Origin of the sequence: Streptomyces soli (assembly GCF_003999195.1) — a bacterium.
Classification (GTDB): Bacteria; Actinomycetota; Actinomycetes; order Streptomycetales; family Streptomycetaceae; genus Actinacidiphila; species Actinacidiphila soli.
Genome location: NZ_RJVR01000222.1, coordinates 1 through 19495, shown reverse-complemented (window position 1 = coordinate 19495; position 19495 = coordinate 1). Strand labels below are relative to the sequence as shown.

20 protein-coding genes and 1 pseudogene are annotated in these 19495 nt (G+C 69.9%); 5 read left to right on the top strand and 16 right to left on the bottom strand.

The genetic code is table 11. From position 1 onward, the window contains the following. Positions 1–140: 140 nt before the first annotated feature. The 3 genes from EFK10_RS21535 to EFK10_RS21525 all read right to left on the bottom strand — a co-directional run bounded on the left by EFK10_RS21535 (position 141) and on the right by EFK10_RS21525 (position 1983). The gene (locus EFK10_RS21535) at positions 141–938 is read right to left on the bottom strand and encodes a DUF6227 family protein (protein ID WP_407647116.1); all 798 of its coding nucleotides are present in this window, start codon (positions 936–938) and stop codon (positions 141–143) included. A 265-nt stretch (positions 939–1203) separates the two neighbouring features. After that, positions 1204–1731 carry a pyridoxamine 5'-phosphate oxidase family protein gene (locus EFK10_RS21530; protein WP_127357292.1) on the bottom strand — a complete coding sequence of 176 codons (528 nt, stop codon included), beginning with the start codon at positions 1729–1731 and terminating at the stop codon, positions 1204–1206. 54 nt (positions 1732–1785) lie between these two features. Continuing rightward, positions 1786–1983: a hypothetical protein gene (locus tag EFK10_RS21525; RefSeq protein ID WP_127357291.1), complete on the bottom strand. Its 198-nt coding sequence runs from the start codon at positions 1981–1983 to the stop codon at positions 1786–1788. Between the two features lie 124 nt (positions 1984–2107). Here EFK10_RS21525 and EFK10_RS21520 point away from each other — a divergent pair, with 124 nt between their 5' ends. After that, positions 2108–3013 (top strand): PfkB family carbohydrate kinase, encoded by a 906-nt coding sequence (locus EFK10_RS21520; RefSeq protein WP_127357290.1) that lies wholly within the window; start codon positions 2108–2110, stop codon positions 3011–3013. Here EFK10_RS21520 and EFK10_RS47630 read toward each other — a convergent pair. From EFK10_RS47630 to EFK10_RS21505, 4 genes are all read right to left on the bottom strand, one after another. Next, the gene (locus tag EFK10_RS47630; RefSeq protein ID WP_164836099.1) at positions 2990–3166 is read right to left on the bottom strand and encodes a hypothetical protein; all 177 of its coding nucleotides are present in this window, start codon (positions 3164–3166) and stop codon (positions 2990–2992) included. The genes EFK10_RS21520 and EFK10_RS47630 overlap by 24 nt on opposite strands. A gap of 69 nt (positions 3167–3235) precedes the next feature. Continuing rightward, positions 3236–3703, bottom strand: a complete 468-nt coding sequence (locus tag EFK10_RS21515) for a hypothetical protein (protein WP_127357289.1) — start codon at positions 3701–3703, stop codon at positions 3236–3238. 156 nt (positions 3704–3859) lie between these two features. Then, the gene (locus tag EFK10_RS21510; RefSeq protein ID WP_240677375.1) at positions 3860–4069 is read right to left on the bottom strand and encodes a DUF397 domain-containing protein; all 210 of its coding nucleotides are present in this window, start codon (positions 4067–4069) and stop codon (positions 3860–3862) included. Further along, positions 4069–4914 carry a helix-turn-helix domain-containing protein gene (locus EFK10_RS21505; protein ID WP_127357288.1) on the bottom strand — a complete coding sequence of 282 codons (846 nt, stop codon included), beginning with the start codon at positions 4912–4914 and terminating at the stop codon, positions 4069–4071. Before EFK10_RS21505 ends, EFK10_RS21510 begins: the two co-directional genes overlap by 1 nt. Positions 4915–5110: 196 nt before the next feature. Here EFK10_RS21505 and EFK10_RS21500 point away from each other — a divergent pair, with 196 nt between their 5' ends. Beyond that, entirely contained in the window at positions 5111–5788 is a 678-nt protein-coding gene (locus EFK10_RS21500) for an ATP-binding protein (protein WP_164836097.1), read from the top strand. Here the strand turns inward: EFK10_RS21500 and EFK10_RS21495 are convergent. The 3 genes from EFK10_RS21495 to EFK10_RS21485 all read right to left on the bottom strand — a co-directional run bounded on the left by EFK10_RS21495 (position 5768) and on the right by EFK10_RS21485 (position 10067). After that, on the bottom strand, positions 5768–8905 hold the full coding sequence (locus EFK10_RS21495) for a DUF3427 domain-containing protein (protein ID WP_127357286.1): 3138 nt from the start codon (positions 8903–8905) through the stop codon (positions 5768–5770). The two genes, EFK10_RS21500 and EFK10_RS21495, sit on opposite strands and share 21 nt — an antisense overlap. A gap of 83 nt (positions 8906–8988) precedes the next feature. Continuing rightward, positions 8989–9726: a hypothetical protein gene (locus EFK10_RS21490; RefSeq protein ID WP_127357285.1), complete on the bottom strand. Its 738-nt coding sequence runs from the start codon at positions 9724–9726 to the stop codon at positions 8989–8991. Positions 9727–9875: 149 nt separating this feature from the next. Continuing rightward, positions 9876–10067, bottom strand: coding sequence for a hypothetical protein (locus tag EFK10_RS21485; protein ID WP_127357284.1), 192 nt, complete (start codon positions 10065–10067; stop codon positions 9876–9878). A 203-nt stretch (positions 10068–10270) separates the two neighbouring features. Here EFK10_RS21485 and EFK10_RS21480 point away from each other — a divergent pair, with 203 nt between their 5' ends. After that, complete coding sequence (locus tag EFK10_RS21480) at positions 10271–10669, top strand: hypothetical protein (RefSeq protein WP_127357283.1); 399 nt, start codon at positions 10271–10273, stop codon at positions 10667–10669. 10 nt (positions 10670–10679) lie between these two features. Beyond that, entirely contained in the window at positions 10680–10919 is a 240-nt protein-coding gene (locus EFK10_RS21475) for a DUF2277 domain-containing protein (RefSeq protein ID WP_127357282.1), read from the top strand. Here EFK10_RS21475 and EFK10_RS21470 read toward each other — a convergent pair. From EFK10_RS21470 to EFK10_RS21445, 6 genes are all read right to left on the bottom strand, one after another. Further along, the gene (locus EFK10_RS21470) at positions 10904–12169 is read right to left on the bottom strand and encodes an RNA polymerase sigma factor (RefSeq protein ID WP_164836096.1); all 1266 of its coding nucleotides are present in this window, start codon (positions 12167–12169) and stop codon (positions 10904–10906) included. The genes EFK10_RS21475 and EFK10_RS21470 overlap by 16 nt on opposite strands. Further along, a complete protein-coding gene (locus EFK10_RS21465; RefSeq protein WP_127357281.1) occupies positions 12162–12512 on the bottom strand; it encodes a YciI family protein in 351 nt (116 codons plus the stop codon). Before EFK10_RS21465 ends, EFK10_RS21470 begins: the two co-directional genes overlap by 8 nt. 328 nt (positions 12513–12840) lie before the next feature. Further along, positions 12841–14220, bottom strand: a complete 1380-nt coding sequence (locus EFK10_RS21460; protein ID WP_127357280.1) for a PrsW family intramembrane metalloprotease — start codon at positions 14218–14220, stop codon at positions 12841–12843. A gap of 47 nt (positions 14221–14267) precedes the next feature. Next, positions 14268–15026, bottom strand: coding sequence for a tRNA (guanosine(46)-N7)-methyltransferase TrmB (gene trmB, locus EFK10_RS21455; RefSeq protein WP_127357279.1), 759 nt, complete (start codon positions 15024–15026; stop codon positions 14268–14270). Between the two features lie 11 nt (positions 15027–15037). Then, a complete protein-coding gene (gene lhgO / locus EFK10_RS21450) occupies positions 15038–16249 on the bottom strand; it encodes an L-2-hydroxyglutarate oxidase (protein ID WP_127357278.1) in 1212 nt (403 codons plus the stop codon). Between the two features lie 291 nt (positions 16250–16540). Then, a complete protein-coding gene (locus EFK10_RS21445; protein WP_127357277.1) occupies positions 16541–17962 on the bottom strand; it encodes an MFS transporter in 1422 nt (473 codons plus the stop codon). Between the two features lie 643 nt (positions 17963–18605). Here EFK10_RS21445 and EFK10_RS21440 point away from each other — a divergent pair. Further along, a pseudogene (locus EFK10_RS21440) lies at positions 18606–19495 on the top strand (asparagine synthase-related protein); the annotation flags it as partial.

The window sequence follows — 19495 nt, the reverse complement described above, 5'->3', positions numbered from 1 at the left end:
TGGGGGACGTCGTCGACTGACGACAACGCCGCGAGCGCTGGTGCCTGGGGGCACCACCCAGCCGCCAGGCTGGGGGAGGCACGCGACGCCGCGGAGACCGGCCGGACAGGCCCTAGGTCCAAACCCGGACGGCCGGGCTCCTACAAGGCTTCCAGCCGTAGGTCGGCCGCGTCGCAGGCGGCCCGCTCGGCGTCGTACACCTCGCAGACCGGCCGCCCCTCCGGGTTCATCGTGTGCTCGACCTCCCAGAGGCTGACCTCCTCACCGGTCGCCAGGAGAAAGGCGTGCTCGTACAGCGTCCAGCCCACCACCCGGCCGCCGGCGCGCAGATGGCGCCCGGTGACGTACGTGATGTCGTGGCCGATCGCCGACAGCAGCAACCGCCGCATCTGCTCGCCGGGCGCGTCCTCGTTCTCCGCGCGCCGCAGCACCCGCCACGCGTGCTCGGCGGAATGGTCCTCGGTGAACTGCCTCGGGCTCTGCGGCAACTCCAGCGCGGCCAGCTCCGGCAGCCGCGCCAGCCAGTCCGCCGCCTCCGCCTCGAGCTCCTCCGGGCTCGGGTCGCCGAAGCGCGCGTCGACCAGATACTGCGCCGCCGCCAGCGACTCCGGATCCGTGTACACCTCGTACCGCGGGTCGCCACCCGGGCCGGTGTTGTGCTCGATCTCCCAGAGCGTGAGGTTGCTGCCGTCGGCCAGCAGGTAGGTGTGGCGCAGCGTGCGGCGGCTCAGCTTGCGGGGTGGGCCCTTGTGCTGCCGAAAGGACGCGAGCTCGGTGTGCGTCATCAGCGCGGACGCCAGCCGCTCCAGCAGCTCTTCGCCGACCTCGAACGCGTTCTGCGCCCGCGCCAGCAACTGCTCCACCCCCGCCCCCTTGCCGTCTACCGGCCGCCCCGGCCCTGGTCCCGGACCAGCCTCACCCGGTCGTGTGTTCCCCATGCGGTCCTCCCGCTCACCGTCTCGTACCGTCCCCGCACGTCTCCGTCGTCCCTGCTTTCCCCGCACCACACCATTCTGGGCACTCAGCGTAATGGTCCGACCGCGCTCCGCGAAGCCACTCCCAACAAAAATCCTCCCCCAGCACGCGTAGGCCGCCGGTAAACGCGCCTCCCACGCGCGCCTTCCCGAGCCCCCGGGGGGCCCGGCCGTGCTTTCGGGCCGGCCGCTGCGCCGGACTCCGTCCGTCGGCCCCGGGCGCGGCCCATTACGCGAACCGCCACCGCGTGTGGCTGTAGTCCCCGGCACCCTTGCCGAAGCCGTACGCCGTCACCGGCGCGACCTCGTACACCCAGTCCTCGCCGCCGTGCCCGGCTTCACCGTAGAACGCCCCGTCCCGCACCTCGAACTGCCACTCGGGTCCGTACTTCGTCACGTACGCCTCCGCGATGCCCCGCAGCCGCGCATCGTCCTCAACCCTGCGCGCCGTGCCCTCCACCACCAGGTCCAGCCCTTCCCCCAGCGCATTGCACCCCGTCGTCACCGCACACTCCGGGTTCCCCGCCAAATTCCTGGCCTTCTGCTCCCCGCGCCCCGTAACGAAGTACAACGCCCCCTCCAACCACACCGCGATCAGCGGCGTGACATGCGGCCGCCCCTCCGCCCGCACCGTCGACAGCCAGTACAACTCCGCCCCCGCCAGCCGGTCCCGTGCCTCGGCCCACCCCTTCGCGGCCGCGCCCTGATCGCTGTACCGCGTATCCACCTCGGTCGCCGTCGGCTCGCTCTCCGCCATGAGCCCGCTCCCTTCGTCACCACCATGGGAACGCTGGACCCAGCCACCCGCAACTCACGACCGCCGCCCGCGCCCCCGAACGCGCCGGACCATCCCCGTCAGCAGGAAACCGGCCAGCCCCAGGACCACCCACCCCACAATGGCACCCGGCACTGACACCTGCGTCTGATTGCGCAGCACCGAGAGCCCGCCCAGCACAGCCAGCACCGCCACCGAGAAGCTCGCCCCGGCCATCAACAACCATCGCAGCATGGTGGCGCCGTGCCTCACTCGCTCGGAAACGCGGCCGCTGCCACGAATTACGAGCCGGCCGCCCTACAGTGCTCAACGCCCGCCGCCATCAGCCGACACGGCCAACCGGAAGAGGTCCCGCCCCATGCCCAACGCCCTCTTCGTCGGCCTCTGCACTCTCGACGTCATCCAGCTCGTCGACCACGTCCCCGCCCCCAACGAAAAGCTCACCGCCCTCGCCCAAACCATCGCCGCCGGCGGCCCCGCCACCAACGCCGCCGCCACCTTCAGCCACCTCGGCGGCACCGCTACCCTCCTCACCGCCATCGGCACCCACCCCCTGGCCGCAGGCATCACCGCCGACCTGGCCGCCCTGGGCGTAACCGTCCTGGATCAGACCCCCGCGGACGCCAACCCACCCACCGTCTCAACCATCCAGATCACCGCCGCCACCGGCGAACGCGCCGTCGCCTCCACCAACGCCGCCCACCGCCACCTCACGCCCCCCGACGACCTGGCAGCCCTGGTCGCCGCGGCCGACTTCATCGAACTGGACGGACACCACCTCGACCTCGCCATGCCCGCGGCCCAAGCCGCCCGCCGCCTCGCCCGTCCCACCCTCCTCGACGCCGGCAGCTGGAAACCCGGCACCGAAGCCCTCCTCCCCTCCATCGACATCGCCCTCTGCTCCGCCGACTTCCATCCCCCCGGCACGGCTCTCCCCAGCGACACCCTCGCCTTCCTCCACGACCACGCCGTCCCCTGGGCCGCCATCTCCCACGGCCCCGCCCCCATCCTCTGGTCCGGCCCCAACTGCGGCGGCACCGTCCCCGTCCCCGCCCTCCCCGTCGCCGACACCCTCGCCGCCGGCGACATCCTCCACGGCGCCCTCACCTACTACCTCGCCGCCGGCGCGGGGCCCCTGGACCCCCACACCTTCCCCGCCGCCCTGACCCAGGCCGCCGCCATCGCCAGCCGGTCCTGCGCATCCTTCGGCACGCGCGCCTGGCTGGGCGCGAGCGCCACATCAGGACCGGCTACGCCTGCGTAGCCGCACAGCCATGACGGCGAACAGGAACCCGGCCAGCCCCATGACCAGCCATCCAACAAACGCCTCGGAGAGTGAAAGCTGCTTCTCCTTCGGCAGCAGAGCAAGGCCACCCAGCACGGCAAGCGTGGCGAACATGTAACTGAGCCCTGCCATGAGCAACCACCGCAGAACGCGCCTCATCTGCAGGTTCGACGACCTCTCGGGCATGCTGCTTCCGCCTCGCTACTCGATGATGTTGTGGCACTGCGACCCGCGCTTCTCCCCACCGGCGAAGAATTCCGCGCAAGCCTTCCCGTAGTGCTTCAACGTCCGCCTCGACGAGTCGACACGGCCCACCGACGTGACAAAGCTGCAGCTGTAGTGCATATCCCCCTTACTCCTGAGGTACGTCTCTCCATCCGCGTCGGCATACCGCCAGTCGATCCGCCAGTTGCACCACTTCCCGCCCCCGGTGTCAGCCCCGAACACGTCCTGCACCGAAGCCTCCTGCCGGGTGATCGTCCGGCCATGCCCCTGAATGAAATGACCGATCGTCGCCCCAGGCGCACACAGATTCACGCCCTTCACGGAGTAGCAAAAGCTGCCCACCTTGCCGTACCCGACAGCACTAGCGGACGCGGGCGATGCCGCCGCCAACAGGGTGGCCGCCGCCGTGGAAGCCGCGAGGAACAGACGACGGCTGGACTGCACGACTCGACTCATGACACACGCTCCGACGCTCGGGACTCCAGATGCTCCGGAAACGTCGCTCGCCGATCAGCGGATACGTGATGTTGCCCGGCAGTGACACAAGGTCGCTCGCAGGGGTGTTGCAGGAACGTTCAAGCCCCAGCTTCGCAACAAGATCTACGCGAGCTTCTTCTCTCCTACCGAAATGATGAACTGCGCCCAAGAAGACTGCGAGAACGCCAGCGCCGGGCCCTCAGGACGCTTAGAGTCACGCACCGCCACGAAGTCCGCGAGAATCGCCGTCTCCACGCACTCGCTCGTATTCGCCCCGCTGTAGGAGGACTTGAACCACATCCCTTGCGGCACGTGCGGAATCAACTCGCGCATCACAACTCCTCACAGACTCGTTCGATCAGGGCCGAGGAGGCGGCCATGTCCAAGGCTTGCGCTCGCAGGTAGTCGAAGGCCAACCGGTATCGCGCCAACTCTTCCTCCTTTTCCATGAAGAGCGACCCGACATGGATGTCGACGTACACAACATCCAATGACGGTTCGCTGCCTCCGAGGATCACAAAGCTGCCCATGGCCGCAGAGTGCGCACCCTTGGAGAAGGGCAGCACCTGGAGGGTGATGTTCGGCGCTTCGTTGGCAGCCAGCAAGTGCGTCAGCTGTTCCCGCATGACGTCCCTGTCGCCAACCACTCGTCGGACGACCGATTCGTCGAGTACCGCCCAGAGGTGGGGAGGGGTGGGGCGGCTGAGAATTTCCTGCCGCTTCATGCGGATGTCCACCAGCCGATCGACTTCACTCGGCGGAAGGCGCATTTCGGAAGCGTGCTGGACAGCCTCGTTGTATCTGCGGGTCTGCAGCAAGCCAGGGACGTACAGGCAGGCGAAGTGGTCCTCGCGCGTTGCCTCGTCCTCCAGCGTGAGCAGGAGGTTCATGCTCTCCGGGATCGAGTCGGCGAACGAATTCCACCAGCCCTGCTGCTTCGCGTCCTTGGCCATGTTCACGACGGCCTCGCGCTCCACATCGCTGGCTCCGTACTCGCGACAGAGCGCATCCACGATGGGCCACTTGACCGGTCCCTCGGTCGTCTCGTACCGGCTCACCGTGGCTTTGGACACTCCGACCAGACGGCCGGCCTCTTCCAGCGTCATGCCCTTGCGCGAACGCAGCTTGCGCATGGTGGCACCGAGCTGGCGGCGGCGAGTAGTGGCTCTCGCTGTCATGACTGCTACCTTCCTTTGGCGCCGGCCCCTCGCTTGACCAGCGGCAACAAGGCTATGTCTCGGCTCAGTTGATGCACCACCAGATTCACCCTCGGAAATCTTGTGAGAAGTTACATGGCGGAACATCTCATGCGATACTCGATCGCAGAGCGCTAGTAGTTGCCTACGCCCAGTGACCTCGAAGGGGGCTGTAGTCGTGCCCATTTACCGAGCCAACGAACCCCACCGACAGTGCGTCCTGCCCTTTGAGGCCGAGCCGCAAGCTCTCGCAGGCCTCCGCCGGGCCGTGGGCCGCCAGCTCGCGGCATGGGACGTCTCAGGCATCACCGACGACGCCCAACTCGCCGTCTCCGAGCTTGCGGCCAACGTGATCAGACACGTTGGCGAGGGGTCCGCCGCGACCCTGGTGATAGAGGATGCCGCCGACCGCCTCCGCATTGAGATGCACGACACCAGCCCCGTTCTCCCCCGATGCCGCCAGGCGTCGCCCTTCGAGGAATCCGGCCGGGGGCTCGGCCTCGTGGCCGCCGTCTCCGACAGCTGGTTCGCCCACTCCACGGTGGCAGGCAAGGCCGTCTGCTGTGAGTTCTCGAACCCCAGGGTCGTGTCGAGACCGCCCGCCGGTCACGAGAGGGTGGAGCGTGGAATGACGATGATCGAGCTCTACGCCTTGCAGTGGCGCAGTAGCGAGTCCCGCCCTCTCCGCAGCACCCCGGCGGTAGCGGAGACCGCTGCCGAAATGATCACCGACCTCCTCTACTGGCTCTCCGACCGAGGCTGCGACCCGGACGACATCCTTGACCGTGCCCAGATGCACTTTGAGGCGGAGCTGCTCAAGAAAGCCTGCGGATCCTCATCCCGCCGCGATAGCTGAGTACGTCCAGACGTCCGCCGGGAGCTCGTGCTGGAGTTTCCATACGATGCCCATCGGGTTGCTGCCCTTGTGTTCGACGTAGTGGGCAGGGCCGAGAAGCATCCAGGGCTGGGGACCGCCGATGTCGGTCTTCTTGTAGCGGCGGACGAACAAGAGGACGTGTGTGCCCATATCGCGGTGCTTCCGGTAGCGGAGGCCGGTCGGCGAAGCGCTGGATGTCTGGTTCTGGGACTCCCAGTGGAAGAGGGACTCGCTCATGGCGTAGTCCTTGTACCGGGTCTGAGGGGAGAAGTCTTTCTCGTCTTTTTCGAGGGTGATGAGCAGTGCGTCGGTCTGGATGCTCTCGCACCACTTCACACCCTCGCGAAAGTGCCCGGGCAGAAAGCCGCCGACGGCGGACTGGGCCAGCGCGGGCAGGATCTCCTCGCGGCTGTAGGAAGCGTGGACGGTGAGGGGCAGCTTGTGGTGGGCGCCCAGCAGGGGGATGGGGATGTGCTCGGCTTGCTCCAGGCCGTACGAGAGGACCTGGTCGAGCTCGCTGCGGAAGGCGGACTGAGCGCGGAGCGCGTCCAAGCCCTGCTGGTAGGTCGAGAAGCCGTTGCCGAGCGGCCAAAGGGAGAAGAAGAGCATTTGGGCGTAGGCCTGACCCTGCTCGTCCAGTTCGTCGTAGCTGGGAGCGTCGTCGGTGAGGAGGTGTCGGTACGCGGTCACGCGTGCCGGATCATCGACGTGGAGGAAGGCGGAGACCCGCTTAAGCAGCTCGGTCTCGCCGGCCGGGGCGGGGTCGACGAGCAGCTTGGTCCGGCGGAGGAGGCCTGTCCAGGAGTTGCCGTTGCCGCGGTAGATCTCCTTGAGCTCTCGGCCGCTCTCGCGGAGGTAGTCGGCGAGGGCGGGCTCGGCGTAGGCGCTGACCTCGCGGGCGAGTTGGGTGACGTTGACGCTGAGCTGACTGCGGACGTTGTCGATGATGAGCTGCTTGGCCTTGGGCTCAAGGATGATCTGGCAGCCGGAAGGCAGCTGAGGGAAGTCGTGCTCGATGTTGGCCAGCAGCCGATTGCGGGTGAGGTTCGTCAGGGCGCGGAACTGCTCCTCGAAGCGGAACTCCTTGCGGTGCTGGCCGATGAAGTCCAGGACGGTGAGCACGGCCTTGCCCTCGCTGCGGCGCAGACCGCGCCCGAGCTGCTGCAGAAAGACTGTGGCACTGGCGGTCGGCCGGAGGAGGAGCAACGTATCTACGTCGGGGATGTCGAGCCCCTCGTTGAAGAGGTCAACGGAAAACAGGATCTGAAGCGTGCCGTTTTTGAGTTCGTCGAGGGCTGCTTTACGCTCCTCGCGCGGGGTGTCGCCCGATAGGGCCTTCGCGTTGAGGCCGGCCCTGCGGAAGAAGTCAGCCATGAAGTGCGCGTGAGCAACTGAGACACAGAACCCCAGAGCACGCATACGTCCGGGGTCAGAGACCTTGCTATTGACCGCCTGGACGACGAGGCGGGCGCGAGCATCGTTGCCGGTGAAGAGATTGTCCAGAGCCCCGATGTCGTAGGCGCCGCGCTTCCAGGTGATGGCGCTCATGTCAGTGTTGTCGGTGACGCCGAAGTAGTGGAAGGGGCTCAGAAGGTCGTTCTCGAGAGCTTCCCAGAGCCGCAGCTCAGCGGCGATGCGGCCATCGAAGAACTCGTCCTGGATGTTGCGACCGTCCATGCGCTCAGGCGTGGCGGTCAGTCCGAGGAGTTCTTCGGGCGCGAAGTGGTCGACGATCTTCCGGTAGGTCGGGGACACGCCGTGGTGGAACTCATCGATCACGACAACGTCGAAGTGGCCGGAGGCAAAGCGCTCCAAGGAGCGGGCGTTGAGTGACTGGACGCTCGCGAAGACGTGGGTCCAGTTCTCCGGGATCTCGCCTCCGACGAGAAGTTCCCCGAAGTTCGGGTCGACCAGGACGTCCTGATAGGTGCGGAGCGATTGCTCCAGGATTTCCTTGCGATGCGCGACGAAGAGCAGCTTCAGATCGCGGCCGAGCTTCTTGCGGAGATGCTTGTAGTCCAGGGCCGCCATGACCGTCTTGCCGGTGCCCGTGGCGGCCACGAGAAGGTTCCGGTGGCGGTCGTGGACGTCACGCTCGACCTCCAGCCGTTCCAGCATGTCGCGCTGGTGCGGGTACGGCCGAACCTCAAGCCCGGACAGGCTGATTTTGCGCGTGCCCTGGCTGCTGGTGCCTCCGGCGGTGGCTAGCGCTTCGTCAAGCCGCTGGCCGTCGCGATCCGGGTCGTACGACTCAAAGGCAGGCTCGCTCCAGTAGGAGTCGAAGGTCGCTTCGAACTTCTTCAGTACGGCGGGAGTGGCGACCGAGGACAGGCGGACGTTCCACTCCAGGCCGTCGAGAAGCGCGGCCTTCGAGAGATTGGAACTGCCGACGTAGGCCGTGTCGTAGCCCGTCGCCCGGCGGAAGAGCCATGCCTTGGCGTGCAGGCGGGTGGAGCGAAGCTCGTAGTTGACCTTCACCTCGGCATTGAAGTCCCGGACGAGTCGGTCCAGGGCCCGGCGCTCTGTGGCACCTATGTAGGTAGTGGTGATGACGCGGATGGGGACTCCACGAGCGTGCGCCGCCTTGAGGGACTGCTCCAGCACGCGCAGCCCGTGCCACTTCACGAAGGCGCACAGCAGGTCAACCCGATCCGCCGTCGCGAGCTCGGCGCGCAGCTCGAAGCCCAGGCTGGGGTCCTCGGGGGAGTTCGTAATCAGAGCCGTCTCGGAGAGCGGGGTGGCGGGGCGCACGGCGTAGACGCCCGGGGCCTCCTCCTCCGTGAGTGCTAGCAGCTGACGCGGGCCGTCGACCACGAGGTCAACCCACTGCTTGGCGCCATCGACAGTCCCGAGCGACTCCAGGATCAGGTTCGCGGCGAGGACCTGTTCGGCGGGCGACAGGCCCTGGAGGACGCGTTCGACAGTGACCGCGATGTGGCGGGACAGGACATGCGGGGCGGATTCCTTGCCCACGACCTCGTCGATGGCTCCCCAGCCCTCGGCTCCCAGCTCCTTGATGCGCTCCTCAAGTCGGCTGGTGATGAGCTTCTCGTAGAGCCCAGTGACTGGGTGGAGATGGTGCGCCGCGTCAGTCACGTTGGCCCCCTGAGTCGTGTCGTGAAGGTCCAGTTCTAACAGGAGCCACTGACATGACTGGGCGGTGGCAGGTCGCGGGCTGGTTATTCGCTGGGGTCGGACCAGATGGTGACGGAGAAGCGGGCGGTGCTGTTTTCGAGGCCGTTGTTGGTGACTTCGAGGGTGGTGAGGAGGACGGCGAGGTTTCCGTTGCTGCCGGTCTGGAGGTACATGCAGTAGCTGTAGCCCTTTTGGATGGGCATGATCTTGTACTGGTAGGCGTGGCTGGTGGCCTCGGACTTGCAAAGTTTGGGGCCGATGGTGCCGGTCTTGGTCAGGCGGACGATGGTGTGGTCGTTGTCGGGCTCGATGTAGGGGTCGCCGCCTTGGGTGCCGCCGATGCGGAATTCGGAGCCGGCGGTGTTGCCCCTGGGCGGCTTGGTGCCGAAGTTCATGCCGCCGTAGCCGACGGTTTCAGTGTCGCGGTAGAAGACGAGCCAGCCGTCGTTCGCGATGGCGGTCGGGCCGGTGGAACTGCCGGTGGTGGCGGTGTCCGCGTTGGCGGCGGCGGGGTTGGCGGTGACCGTGGTGGTGGCCGTTGCGGTGACGGTGGTGGTGACGGTCGGGGTGGGGTTGCCGATGGGGAGGACGTTGGTCTTCGCCTGGAGGGTGGCGCCGCCGGCGAGGCCGAGGGTGGCGCCGCCGGCGAGGATGAGGGCGGCCATGCCGGAGAAGAGGGTGCCGATGCCTGCGGCGCGGGCGGTTGCGCTCGGGGCGCTGGGGGTGGTGCCGGGGGTGGTGGTGTGGTTGATGTGGACCTGGTTGCCCGTGTTGGTGTTCATGTTGGTGGGCGGGGTTTCGGGTGGGGTGGGATTGGTCGGTGTAGGCACATGTCCCCCTGTGATTGAGAATCAGATCGTTGCAGTAGGGATGTGCGGTTGTCCCGGGAACGGGGTGATATGCCGAAGCGTGACCTGAGGTGGTGCCAGGGCTAACTCGCGCGGCCCTGACGGGGGGTGTGGTCGTTCTGGTCGAGTTCGAAGGCGGGCTTGGACATCGTGTACAGGCGGCCGGACACGAAGGTCAGGCCTACACCGGATTCGGTGGTGCGTAGGCCGAGATGGTCGTCGCCTAGGACGAGGTTGGGGGCGACCAGCCAGGTGCCGCACGGTACGCGCCACACCCCGGCAGGAAGCGCTCGCCGAAGCTGCGCCGGACGGTGAGACCTGGTCGTCGTGGACCACGACGGAGGCGGCCATGAGCGCGGGCGGGGCGGCGTCGCATAACGGGGCTCGCGAACTCGTACGTTGTAGACGTCTGCTCGTACACGGTCACAGACAACGGACGGTTCCGACTGCCCCGCAGGTCCGGAGGGTGAGAACAGGCATGACGGAGAATCAGGTCGAGACGCCGGTCGTGGAGGGCTACGAGGCGGCGCTGGAGGCGCTCCGGCACGCGCCGTACGGCGGCGGGGAGCACGCGGACGCCGGCGCCGAGGCCGGGCGGGAGCTGGCCGTCTGGGAGCGGACGGTGCGGCGGATCGAGGCGGGCCACGGCCTCACGCAGGAGGGCTACCGGGAAGGGCTCACCGCCAGGGACCGGATCCCGGAGTACGTGCACGGGATGGGGGCGCCGGTCGGGGCGCTGTTCCGGGAGGCGCTGGGCGAGGTGGACGGGGTCTTCATGAGGCTGACGGTGGAGGACGAGGCGTGGCTCGGCGAGGCCGCCCACGGCCACGGGTGGTGGTGGCACCGAAGGCCCCGCACCGCGCCCTGGAAGGGGTGACACTGGAGGCATGTGCCGAAGCATCAAGACCCTGCGCCCGCCCGTGATGCCCGAGGTCGGCGAGGACGACATCCACGCAGCCGCGCTGCAGTACGTACGCAAGGTGTCCGGCTTCCGGGCCCCCGCCGCGCACAACCGCGAGGCCTTCGACCGGGCCGTGGAGGCGGTGGCGGAGGCGACCCGCGAGCTGCTGGACGACCTGGTGGTCCGAGGCGGGCAAACGGCTCAGGCCGCTCAGCCCGCGAGCTGACGCAGCCGCCCGGCCAGAAAGTCCCGTTCCACGCTGTTCTCGGTGAGGAGCAGCGCCTCCTCGTACGCCGTACGGGCTTCCGCCGTGCGCCCGAGGCGCCGCAGGAAGTCGGCGCGGGCGGCGGACAGATAGCCGTACCCGGCGAGCTGCGGCTCGGCGGCGAGGGCGTCCAGGGCCGCGAGGCCGTCCGCGGGACCGGCGGCGAAGCCGAGGGCGACGGCGCGGTTGAGGGCGACCACGGGTGAGGGCCAGAGCCGGACGAGCAGGTCGTAGAGGGCGACGACCTCACGCCAGTCGGTGTCGTCCCAGCTGGGGGCCTCGGCGTGGACGGCGGCGATGGCGGCCATCAGGGCGTAGCGGCCGGGCGGCCGATGGCGCCGGGCCAGTGCCTCCCGTATGAGGTCGATGCCCTCTGTGATGGCGGCCCGGTCCCAGCGCGTACGGTCCTGTTCCGCCAGAAGCAGCAGCCGGCCGTCGGGCGCGGCCCGGGTGTCGCGGCGGGCGTCGGTGAGGAGGATGAGGGCGAGCAGCCCGGCCACCGACGGGTCGGCGGGGAGCAGGGTGCGCAGCATGCGGGCCAGGTCGAGGGCGCGCTCGACCAGGTCGCGGCGGACCAGGTCGTCGCCGGCGGGGGCGGTGTGGCCGGTGGTGAAGAGCAGTTGGACGACGGTGAGCACGGCCTCGACCCGCGCCGGAAGCTCCTCGGCGCGCGGCACCTGGTAGGGGATACCGGCGGCCGCAATCTTCTTCTTGGCCCGGGTGATGCGGGCCGCCATGGTCGGCTCGCTGACCAGGAAGGCCCGGGCCACCTCGGCGGTGGTGAGGCCGCAGAGCAGCCGCAGGGTGAGGGCGATCCGGGCCTCCTCCGCGAGGGCGGGGTGGCAGCACATGAAGATCAGCCGAAGGCGGTCGTCGACGAAGTCGTCCCAGGTGGTGGCCCCCATGGCTGACTCCTCATCGAGCAGCAGCAGCGGCAGCGAACGCCGCAGGGTGGCGTCCCGGCGCATCGCGTCGAGCGCCCGGTTGCGGGCGGTGGTGGTGAGCCAGGCGCCGGGGCGGCGCGGGATGCCGCCATCGGCCCAGGTGGTGAGGGCCTTGGCGTACGCGTCCTGGACGCACTCCTCCGCGACGTCCAGGTCGCGCGTGACGCGCACCGTCGCGGCGAGCACGAAGGCCCACTCGTGACGGTGCGCGTCGGCGACGGCGGCGGCGACCTCCGCGGCCACCGCGTCGGTGACGTCGTCAGTCAAAGTCGACGGCCCGGATCGGGCGGACCTCGACCCCGCCGAAGGGGGCCGGGACCTGCTGGGCGACGGCGATCGCCTCGTCCAGGTCGGCGGCCTCCACGAGATAGAAGCCGCCGAGCGCCTCCTTGGTCTCGGCGAAGGGCCCGTCGGTGACGGTGACGCCTCCCCCGTCCTTGCGGATGGAGGTGGCGGTGCCGGTCCGGTGCAGCGCCTCGCCCGCCCGAACCGCGCCGGCGTTGGCCTGCAGGAAGGCGGCGTGCTCCTTGTGGAGCTGCTCGACGAACTCGGGGCTCGTCCGGTCCCAGGACGCTTCGTCTCCGTAGATCAGGATCAGGTACTGCGACATGGCGCGGTCCTCTCTCGCCCGGCCCGCGGTTCGGGCCTTTCACCGATACGACGGGCGGCACCCGCCCGGATCGACACGACCTACCCGGCAATTTTCGCCGCTGTCGATCCGGGCCGCTCGAGTTCGTCGGGATGTCAGGACCCGGACTTCAGGGAGATCCGTCATGACGATGTACGTGCGGCGGTTCACGTGACGTCCGGGTAGCGAGCCCGAGTTGCCGAAAGTAGCCGACTGACTCCGCTACGTTATGCACCATGTCCTTGGTGAAACGTGCCCTTTTCGCGACGACCCTGACGGCTGTACTCCTGGTCGGGGCGGTGGTCGGCACTCAGTAGCGGCGATACGGGTCGTACGGGCCGGGCCCGTACGACCCGTACGGCTGCTGGTACGGCGGCTGCTGCTGATAGGGCTGCGGGTACGCGTACGGCTGGGTCCACACCGGCGGATACGGCGGCTGGATGGTGAACGCGGCCTGCGTAAGGGCGGGCTCGGCGACCGACTTGCGCTGCCAGAGGTGGTGCAGGAGCTCGTTCTCGCGGGCGGCGAAGTCGGGGCCGGCGGCGCCGCGGGTGGCGCGGGCGCGGAGGAAGGCCAGGGCCGTGGCGAAGGAGACGTACTCGCGTACGGTGCGGGCGGCGGCTTCGCCGTGGGTGTGGCGGGCCATCGTACGGGCCAGGCCGCGGGCCTTCATCGAGCCGAGGGCGACGGGTTCGGGGAGGCCTATCCAGCCGGCCATGGCGTAGACCGGGAGTTGGGTGCGGATGGTCTTCAGCTCGTTGGAGCGGGACCAGACGGCGAGCCAGACCAGCAGGCCGAACAGCGGGATCATCAGCATCGCGTAGACGGCGAGGAAGCCCAGCGGCGACAGCGACGCCGAGCCGTTCCAGGTGCCGTGCAGGACCATCGCGAGCAGCCAGCCGCCGAGCGGAGCCAGCCAGCGACGGGCCTTGCCGGGCGGGCTGGTGGCGGCGATGGCGAAGCCTATGCCGGTGAGCGAGGTGAAGAGTGGGTGCGCGAAGGGGGTCATCACGACGCGCACGAAGAAGGTCGCGGCGGTGGTGGAGGCGATGCCGCTGAAGCCGTACGCCTGGTCCTCGCCGAAGGCCGAGCCGAGATAGAGGATGTTCTCGGTGAACGCGAAGCCGGTGGCGGTCAGCCCGGCTATGACGACCCCGTCGACGATCCCGGTGAAGTCCCGGCGCCGGAAGAGGAAGAGCAGCAGGACCGCGGACCCCTTCGCCGACTCCTCGACCATCGGGGCCACGAAGGTCGCGCCCAGGGTGTTGGTCTGGGACGGCGTCGCGGTGAAGGTCGTGGCCAGCAGATGGGTCGCGTACGAATTGGCGAGGATCGCGACCAGCGTCGCCGCGCACGCGCCCCAGGCGAAGGCGAACACCGCGTTCCGCCAGGGCGTCGGCTCCACCCGGTCCAGCCACAGGAAGGCCGAGCCGAGCAGCGGGACCGGCAGGATCGCCAGGGCCAGGCCGACGAGGAACCCCTCGGTGCCGGTCTGACGGCGCACAAGAGCCAGGATGATCACGCCGCAGAGGGCGAGGACCGTGAAGAGGCCGACCACACGGAAGGTCTTGTTCTCCCAGAAGGGGCGACGCGGCTTGTAGTAGCCGCGACCGTCGTGGTGGACCGGATACTCGGGATCGGCCGGAGGGCTCGGTGGGGGCGAGTCGGGCGCATGCGCGTACGAGGACACCCATCGACCTTACGCGGTCGCGGCTTACGCCGTGCGAGTGTCCCTGGTTACACCGTGCGGGTGAACAGCAGGTCGTGGACCACGTGGCCCTTGTCGAGCCCCTGCTGCTCGAACTTCGTCATCGGGCGGAAGGCGGGGCGCGGCTCGGCGTAGCCCCCTGTTTCGTACGCGTTGGTGAGGTGCGGGTCGGCGGACAGCACCTCGAGCATCTGCTCGGCGTACGGCTCCCAGTCGGTCGCGCAGTGCACGGTCGCGCCGAGGCGCAGGCGGGACACGGCCAGGGACACGAACTCGGGCTGGATCATGCGGCGCTTGTGGTGCCGCGCCTTGGGCCAGGGGTCCGGGAAGTAGACGCGCAGCCCGGCGAGGGAGTCCGGGGCCAGCATGTCGCGCAGCAGGATGACGGCGTCGCCGTTCGCGACCCGGATGTTGGACAGGCCGTCCCGCTCCGCGAGCGAGATCAGATTGCCCTGCCCCGGCGTGTGCACATCGGCGGCCAGAATCCCGGTCCCGGGGTCGGCGGCCGCCATCTGCGCCGTCGCGTCGCCCATTCCGAACCCGATCTCCAGGATCATCGGGAGCCCGGGCGCCAGGTCCGCGCCCTTGAAGAGCTCCGCCAGGTCCAGGGCGCTCCCGTCGATGTCCACCCCCCAGTCCGCCCAGTGCCGCTCCAGCGCTGCCGCCTGGCCGGTGGTGACCCGGCCACGGCGCGGGTGGAAGGTGCGGATCCGGCGCTCGGAATGTGCCTCGGGATGCGGGTGGGCGGCGGGACCACCGGCGAAGCGGGGCGTGGGGGTGCGGGACATAATGCTCGATTTTACGGGGCGTGAACGGCTGCCAGTGCGCGGGCGGCCACCTCGCGGCCGATCGGCAGCGACGCGGTGGCGGCGGGGGAGGGGGCGTTGAGCACGTGCACGAAGGGGCCGCTGCCCGCGAAGAGGAAGTCGTCGACCAGGGTGCCGTCGCGCAGCACCGCCTGGGCCCGGACCCCGGCGGGGGCGGGCCGCAGGTCGGCGGGCTTGACGTCGGGCAGGAGGCGGGCGACGGAGGCGGTGAAGGCCCGCTTGGACAGGGACCGGTGCAGCTCCCCCGTCTCGTAACGCCAGTGCCGGCGCGCGATGCGCCACGTCCCGGGAAACGCGATCGTCTCCGCGACGTCGCGCGGCCGGACGGTCCGCCACCGGTAGCCCTCCCGGGCCGCCGCGGGCACCGCGTTCGGGCCGACATGGACCCCGCCGTCGATGCCCCGCGTCAGATGCACCCCGAGGAACGGGAACGCCGGGTCCGGCACCGGGTAGACCAGCCCCCGGACCAGGTCACGCGCCTGCGGCGCCAGCTCGTAGTACTCCCCCCGGAACGGCACGATCCGCACGTCCGGCGCGTCCCCGGTCATGCGGGCCACACGGTCACTGTGCAGCCCCGCGCAATTGACCAGCGCCCGGGCACGCACGGCCGACCCGGTCGCCGTCTCCACGACCACCTCGCCGCCCGCCGACCGGTGGATCGCCTTGACCTGCGCGTTGTACCGGATCCCCGTCCCCGCGTCGGTCGCCAGCCGCGCCAGGGTCGCGGCCACCGCCCCGTAGTCCACGATCCCGGTCGTCCCCACATGGATGGCCGCCTGCCCGTAGACATGCGGCTCGTACGCCGCGATCTGCGCCGGCCCCAGCTCCTGTACCGGAATCCCGTTCTCGCGGCCACGCTGCACGAGCGCGTGCAGCCGCGGAAGCTCCTCCCGCTCCGTCGCCACGATCAGCTTCCCCGTGACGTGGTGCGGGATGTCATGTGCCGTGCAGAACTTCACCATCTCCGCTGCGCCCTGGGTCGCATACCGCGCCTTGAGCGACCCAGGGCGGTAATAAATCCCGCTGTGGATCACCCCGCTGTTCCGCCCCGTCTGATGCCGGGCCGGAGCTGCTTCCTTCTCAAGGACCGTGACCTTGCTGCCGGGCGCGGCCCGGGTCAGGGCATAGGCCGTGGACAGGCCGACAATGCCGGCGCCGATCACCACGACGTCTGCGGTTTCCACGGGGCGCACCTCCCGGTTGGTTTCCTCCCCCACCCTGCCCCTTCCCGAAACCCTGGCACACTCGGCGACGGCGAGAAGCCCGACGGCGCCGGCCCGTGGGCCCCGGGCATCGTCGCCGGGTGGCAAATTCAGCCTGTCCGGCGTTTGAGGACCTGGGGGCACTCTCCCCCAGACTCCGTCCGGGGGAGGACCCCCACCCAGCCGCCAGGCTGGGGGGAGGGTCCGGGGCGGAGCCCCCAGCGGGGTCCGGGGCGGAGCCCCGGTTTCGGGAAGGGGCGGGGTGGGGGAAAACTATGCCGGTGCCGCCAGAAACGGACGGGCACGTTCGCGGAGCTCGGCGACGCGCGGCTCGTGGCCGTACGGCTCGAGGCGGTGCAGAAGGTCCCGCACGTACTCCGTGGTCCGGGCCGACGAGATGCGCCCGGCGACCTCGACCGCCTTCGTACCGGCCGCGCACGCCGCATCCAGGTTGCCGGACTCGAGCTCGGCCACAGCGGAAACGACCAGCCGAAGCCCATGGCTGCGGACGAACTCCTCCGTGGGCCGGGCGAGCGCCGTCTCCGTGAAGCTCCGCGCCTGGCGCGGCTTGCGCAGGTCCCGGTAGCACTCGGCGGCGTCGGCGGCGAGCCGGTCGTACGAGTAGAAGCCGAGCCACGCCGGGTCCGCGTCGCCGTCCCGGGACCGCTCCAGCCAGCCCTCCGCCGCCGAGATGGCGGCAGCGCAGGCGGCGGATTCGCCGGCCTTCGCGTGGGCGCGGGCTTCGACGAGGTGGAAGAAGGACATGGTGCGGGCGGTGGCGAGGCCGCGGTTGCGCTCGAGGGCGGCCTGGGCGAGGTCGACGCCTTCGTCGGCGAAGCCGCGGTAGGTGGCCTGGAGTGACATCGATGCCAGGACGTAGCCGCCGAGCGGCACATCCGCCGCGGCCCTGGCGAGCCGCAGGGCCTGGATGTAGTACCGCTGGGCGGCTTCCTGCTGGCCGGTGTCGAAGGCCATCCACCCGGCGAGGCGGGTGAGTTCGGCGGTGGCGCCGAAGAGGGAGCGGCCGACGTCGTCGCTGTACGAGCCGAGCAGCAGCGGCGCGGCCTCGACGCGAAGGCATTCGGGCACCATCCCCGAACGCCAGTCGCCGCCACCGTACTTGGAGTCCCAGCGGCGCGCGTCCTCCGCCGCCTCGCGGAGCTTGGCGACGTCGGAGTGGCCGACGTGGTTCATGCCGGGGGCCGCGGCGTCACGGGCGACGCGCGCGTCGGCGGGGGTTATGAGCCAGCGCGAGGCCGGGGTGACGTACGCCGAGACGGCGAAGGAACCGGCAAGGCTCTGCCAGATGCCGCTGCCGCTGCCGCCGGGGCCGCGGCGGCCGGCGAGGTCGAGGCGCCACAGGTCGGTGGCGGACTTGACGGCTTCGCCGACGTCGCGCGGGAAGGCGAGGCCGACCTCGGGGGCCGGGTCGGCGTCGGCGAGGCCGATCTCGTGCAGGGGCACGGGGCGGCCGAGCTTGGAGCCGATGGCGGCGGCGATGAGGTGGGGCGCGGCGCCTTGGGGGACCATGCCCTTGGTGACCCAGCGGGCGACGGATGTCTTGTCGTAGCGGAGGGTCAGCCCGCGCTGCGCGCCCAGGTCGTTGACCCGGCGGGCGAGTCCGGCGTTGCTGATGCCGGCCAGCGAGAGAAGGGTGCCGAGTTTTTCATTCGGCCCTCGGTGTTCCTTGTTCATGAGCACTCCTCGCCGGACGCCCTACGACGCAAGTTCGACGCAAGAACGGCCGCCCCGACTCCACTTGTGGAGACTTCGGGGCGTTCGCAAACTCGGGTGCACCCAGAGTAGTTCGCCGCATCCCGACCGTTAAGAGCTGTTGTCCCGGATGGCGAGATTCCTGCCCTGCTGCTGGCGCGTGCTCCCGGCGTATGCGGCCGTGCGCCCGGCTGCGCGCTCTGTGCCGGTTCGGGCGGGAGCGCTTCCATGGTGGCGTGGGTCGGCCCGCGGCCCCCATTAGCGGCTTTGGGGGGAGACGGCGGGCCAGGGGGCTCCGTCGTCACAATCCCCGCGGGCGGCGGACCGGTCCGGGAGGCGCAGCCACGCCTCCCGGACCGCGGCGCGCCAGGGCTTTACAGGGCCGTCAAGAATATTTCGGGAGCCTCAAACATTTTGGCGTGAAAGCGACGTTTCAAGTCCGTAAAGCTGTGCGAAGTCGCCTTTCGGGCACGGGAGTTGCAGATGGCCTGACCACGAAACGACCCTGAACCCGCCCTGAACCGGCCCTGTTGGCGGCACGGCCGGTAGCTCGTCCCTGCCCTCATACACCTCTTTGCGCCCCGCTCCGTGGCAGCATGTTGCCCACACGGGAGCGGAGGCGGCGATGCGGTGGCTGGTGGGGTGGAGCAGCGCCGCCGCGGGGCCAGGTGGCCCCGGAGCGGCGGTACGGACGGTGGTGCCTGTCGGGGCGCAGCTCCTGTGGGGTGATCCGGACCCCCTGTGGGTGGTGGGCGACTGGCGGTCCGACGAGGTACGGATCGTGCAGGCGGAGCCCAACGGCGGGCGTAGCGGGGGGCGTAACGGCACGGACGGTGGCAACGGACGCGGAAACGGGCACGACCCTCAGGTGGCCCGGCTCGCCGTGCTCGGGCGCTGCCATGCCTCCGAGAACGAGCTGAGGGTCGGTCTCTTCGCCGCTCGGGGTGGGGCGTTGCGGCATCTCACCGCCTGGCCCGGGAGTTACACGGCGGTCCTGCAGATCGGCCGCCGCATCACGGTGCTCGGTGACCTGGCGGGCGCACGGCCGGTGTTCCACACGCGCTGGGCGGGCGGCACGGCGTACGCGACCGCCGCGCTCCCCCTCGCCGACCTCACCGAGGCCGCCCTGGACGTCACCCATCTGGCCGCCCTGCTCGCCTGCCCCGACTCGCCCGAAGCGCTGGGCGACGGCACGCCGTACGCCGGCGTACGGCGCGTCGCGCCCGGCCATGCGCTGATCCTGCGCGACGGGGTGCCGCAGATCGCCGACTACGAACCGTCCGCCTCGCTCGTCGTGGGCGCCCCGACCTCCGACGCGGACACCGCGATCGCCGGGGTGCGGGACGCCCTGATCGACGCCGTACGGGCCCGGCTGGCCCAGCCCCGTTTCGTACCGGAGCCCGGCGAGACCCCCGCGCCCGGCGTGGGCGCCGACCTGTCGGGCGGCGCCGCGTCCGCCACGCTCGCCCTGCTGGCCGCCGGGCTGCCCGGGATGCCGGGCACGCCGCTCGGCCG

Coding starts and splice junctions, on each gene's coding strand:
- EFK10_RS21465 (WP_127357281.1), bottom strand. CDS start 12,512: ATGTCGCAGTACCTGATCCTGATCTACGGAGACGAAGCGTCCTGGGAC.
- EFK10_RS21510 (WP_240677375.1), bottom strand. CDS start 4,069: ATGCGCGAGTTGATTCCGCACGTGCCGCAAGGGATGTGGTTCAAGTCC.
- EFK10_RS21490 (WP_127357285.1), bottom strand. CDS start 9,726: ATGAACACCAACACGGGCAACCAGGTCCACATCAACCACACCACCACC.
- EFK10_RS21445 (WP_127357277.1), bottom strand. CDS start 17,962: ATGAACAAGGAACACCGAGGGCCGAATGAAAAACTCGGCACCCTTCTC.
- EFK10_RS21525 (WP_127357291.1), bottom strand. CDS start 1,983: ATGCTGCGATGGTTGTTGATGGCCGGGGCGAGCTTCTCGGTGGCGGTG.
- EFK10_RS21480 (WP_127357283.1), top strand. CDS start 10,271: ATGACGGAGAATCAGGTCGAGACGCCGGTCGTGGAGGGCTACGAGGCG.
- EFK10_RS21475 (WP_127357282.1), top strand. CDS start 10,680: ATGTGCCGAAGCATCAAGACCCTGCGCCCGCCCGTGATGCCCGAGGTC.
- EFK10_RS47630 (WP_164836099.1), bottom strand. CDS start 3,166: ATGGCAGGGCTCAGTTACATGTTCGCCACGCTTGCCGTGCTGGGTGGC.
- EFK10_RS21520 (WP_127357290.1), top strand. CDS start 2,108: ATGCCCAACGCCCTCTTCGTCGGCCTCTGCACTCTCGACGTCATCCAG.
- trmB (WP_127357279.1), bottom strand. CDS start 15,026: ATGTCCCGCACCCCCACGCCCCGCTTCGCCGGTGGTCCCGCCGCCCAC.
- EFK10_RS21530 (WP_127357292.1), bottom strand. CDS start 1,731: ATGGCGGAGAGCGAGCCGACGGCGACCGAGGTGGATACGCGGTACAGC.
- EFK10_RS21535 (WP_407647116.1), bottom strand. CDS start 938: ATGGGGAACACACGACCGGGTGAGGCTGGTCCGGGACCAGGGCCGGGG.
- EFK10_RS21505 (WP_127357288.1), bottom strand. CDS start 4,914: ATGACAGCGAGAGCCACTACTCGCCGCCGCCAGCTCGGTGCCACCATG.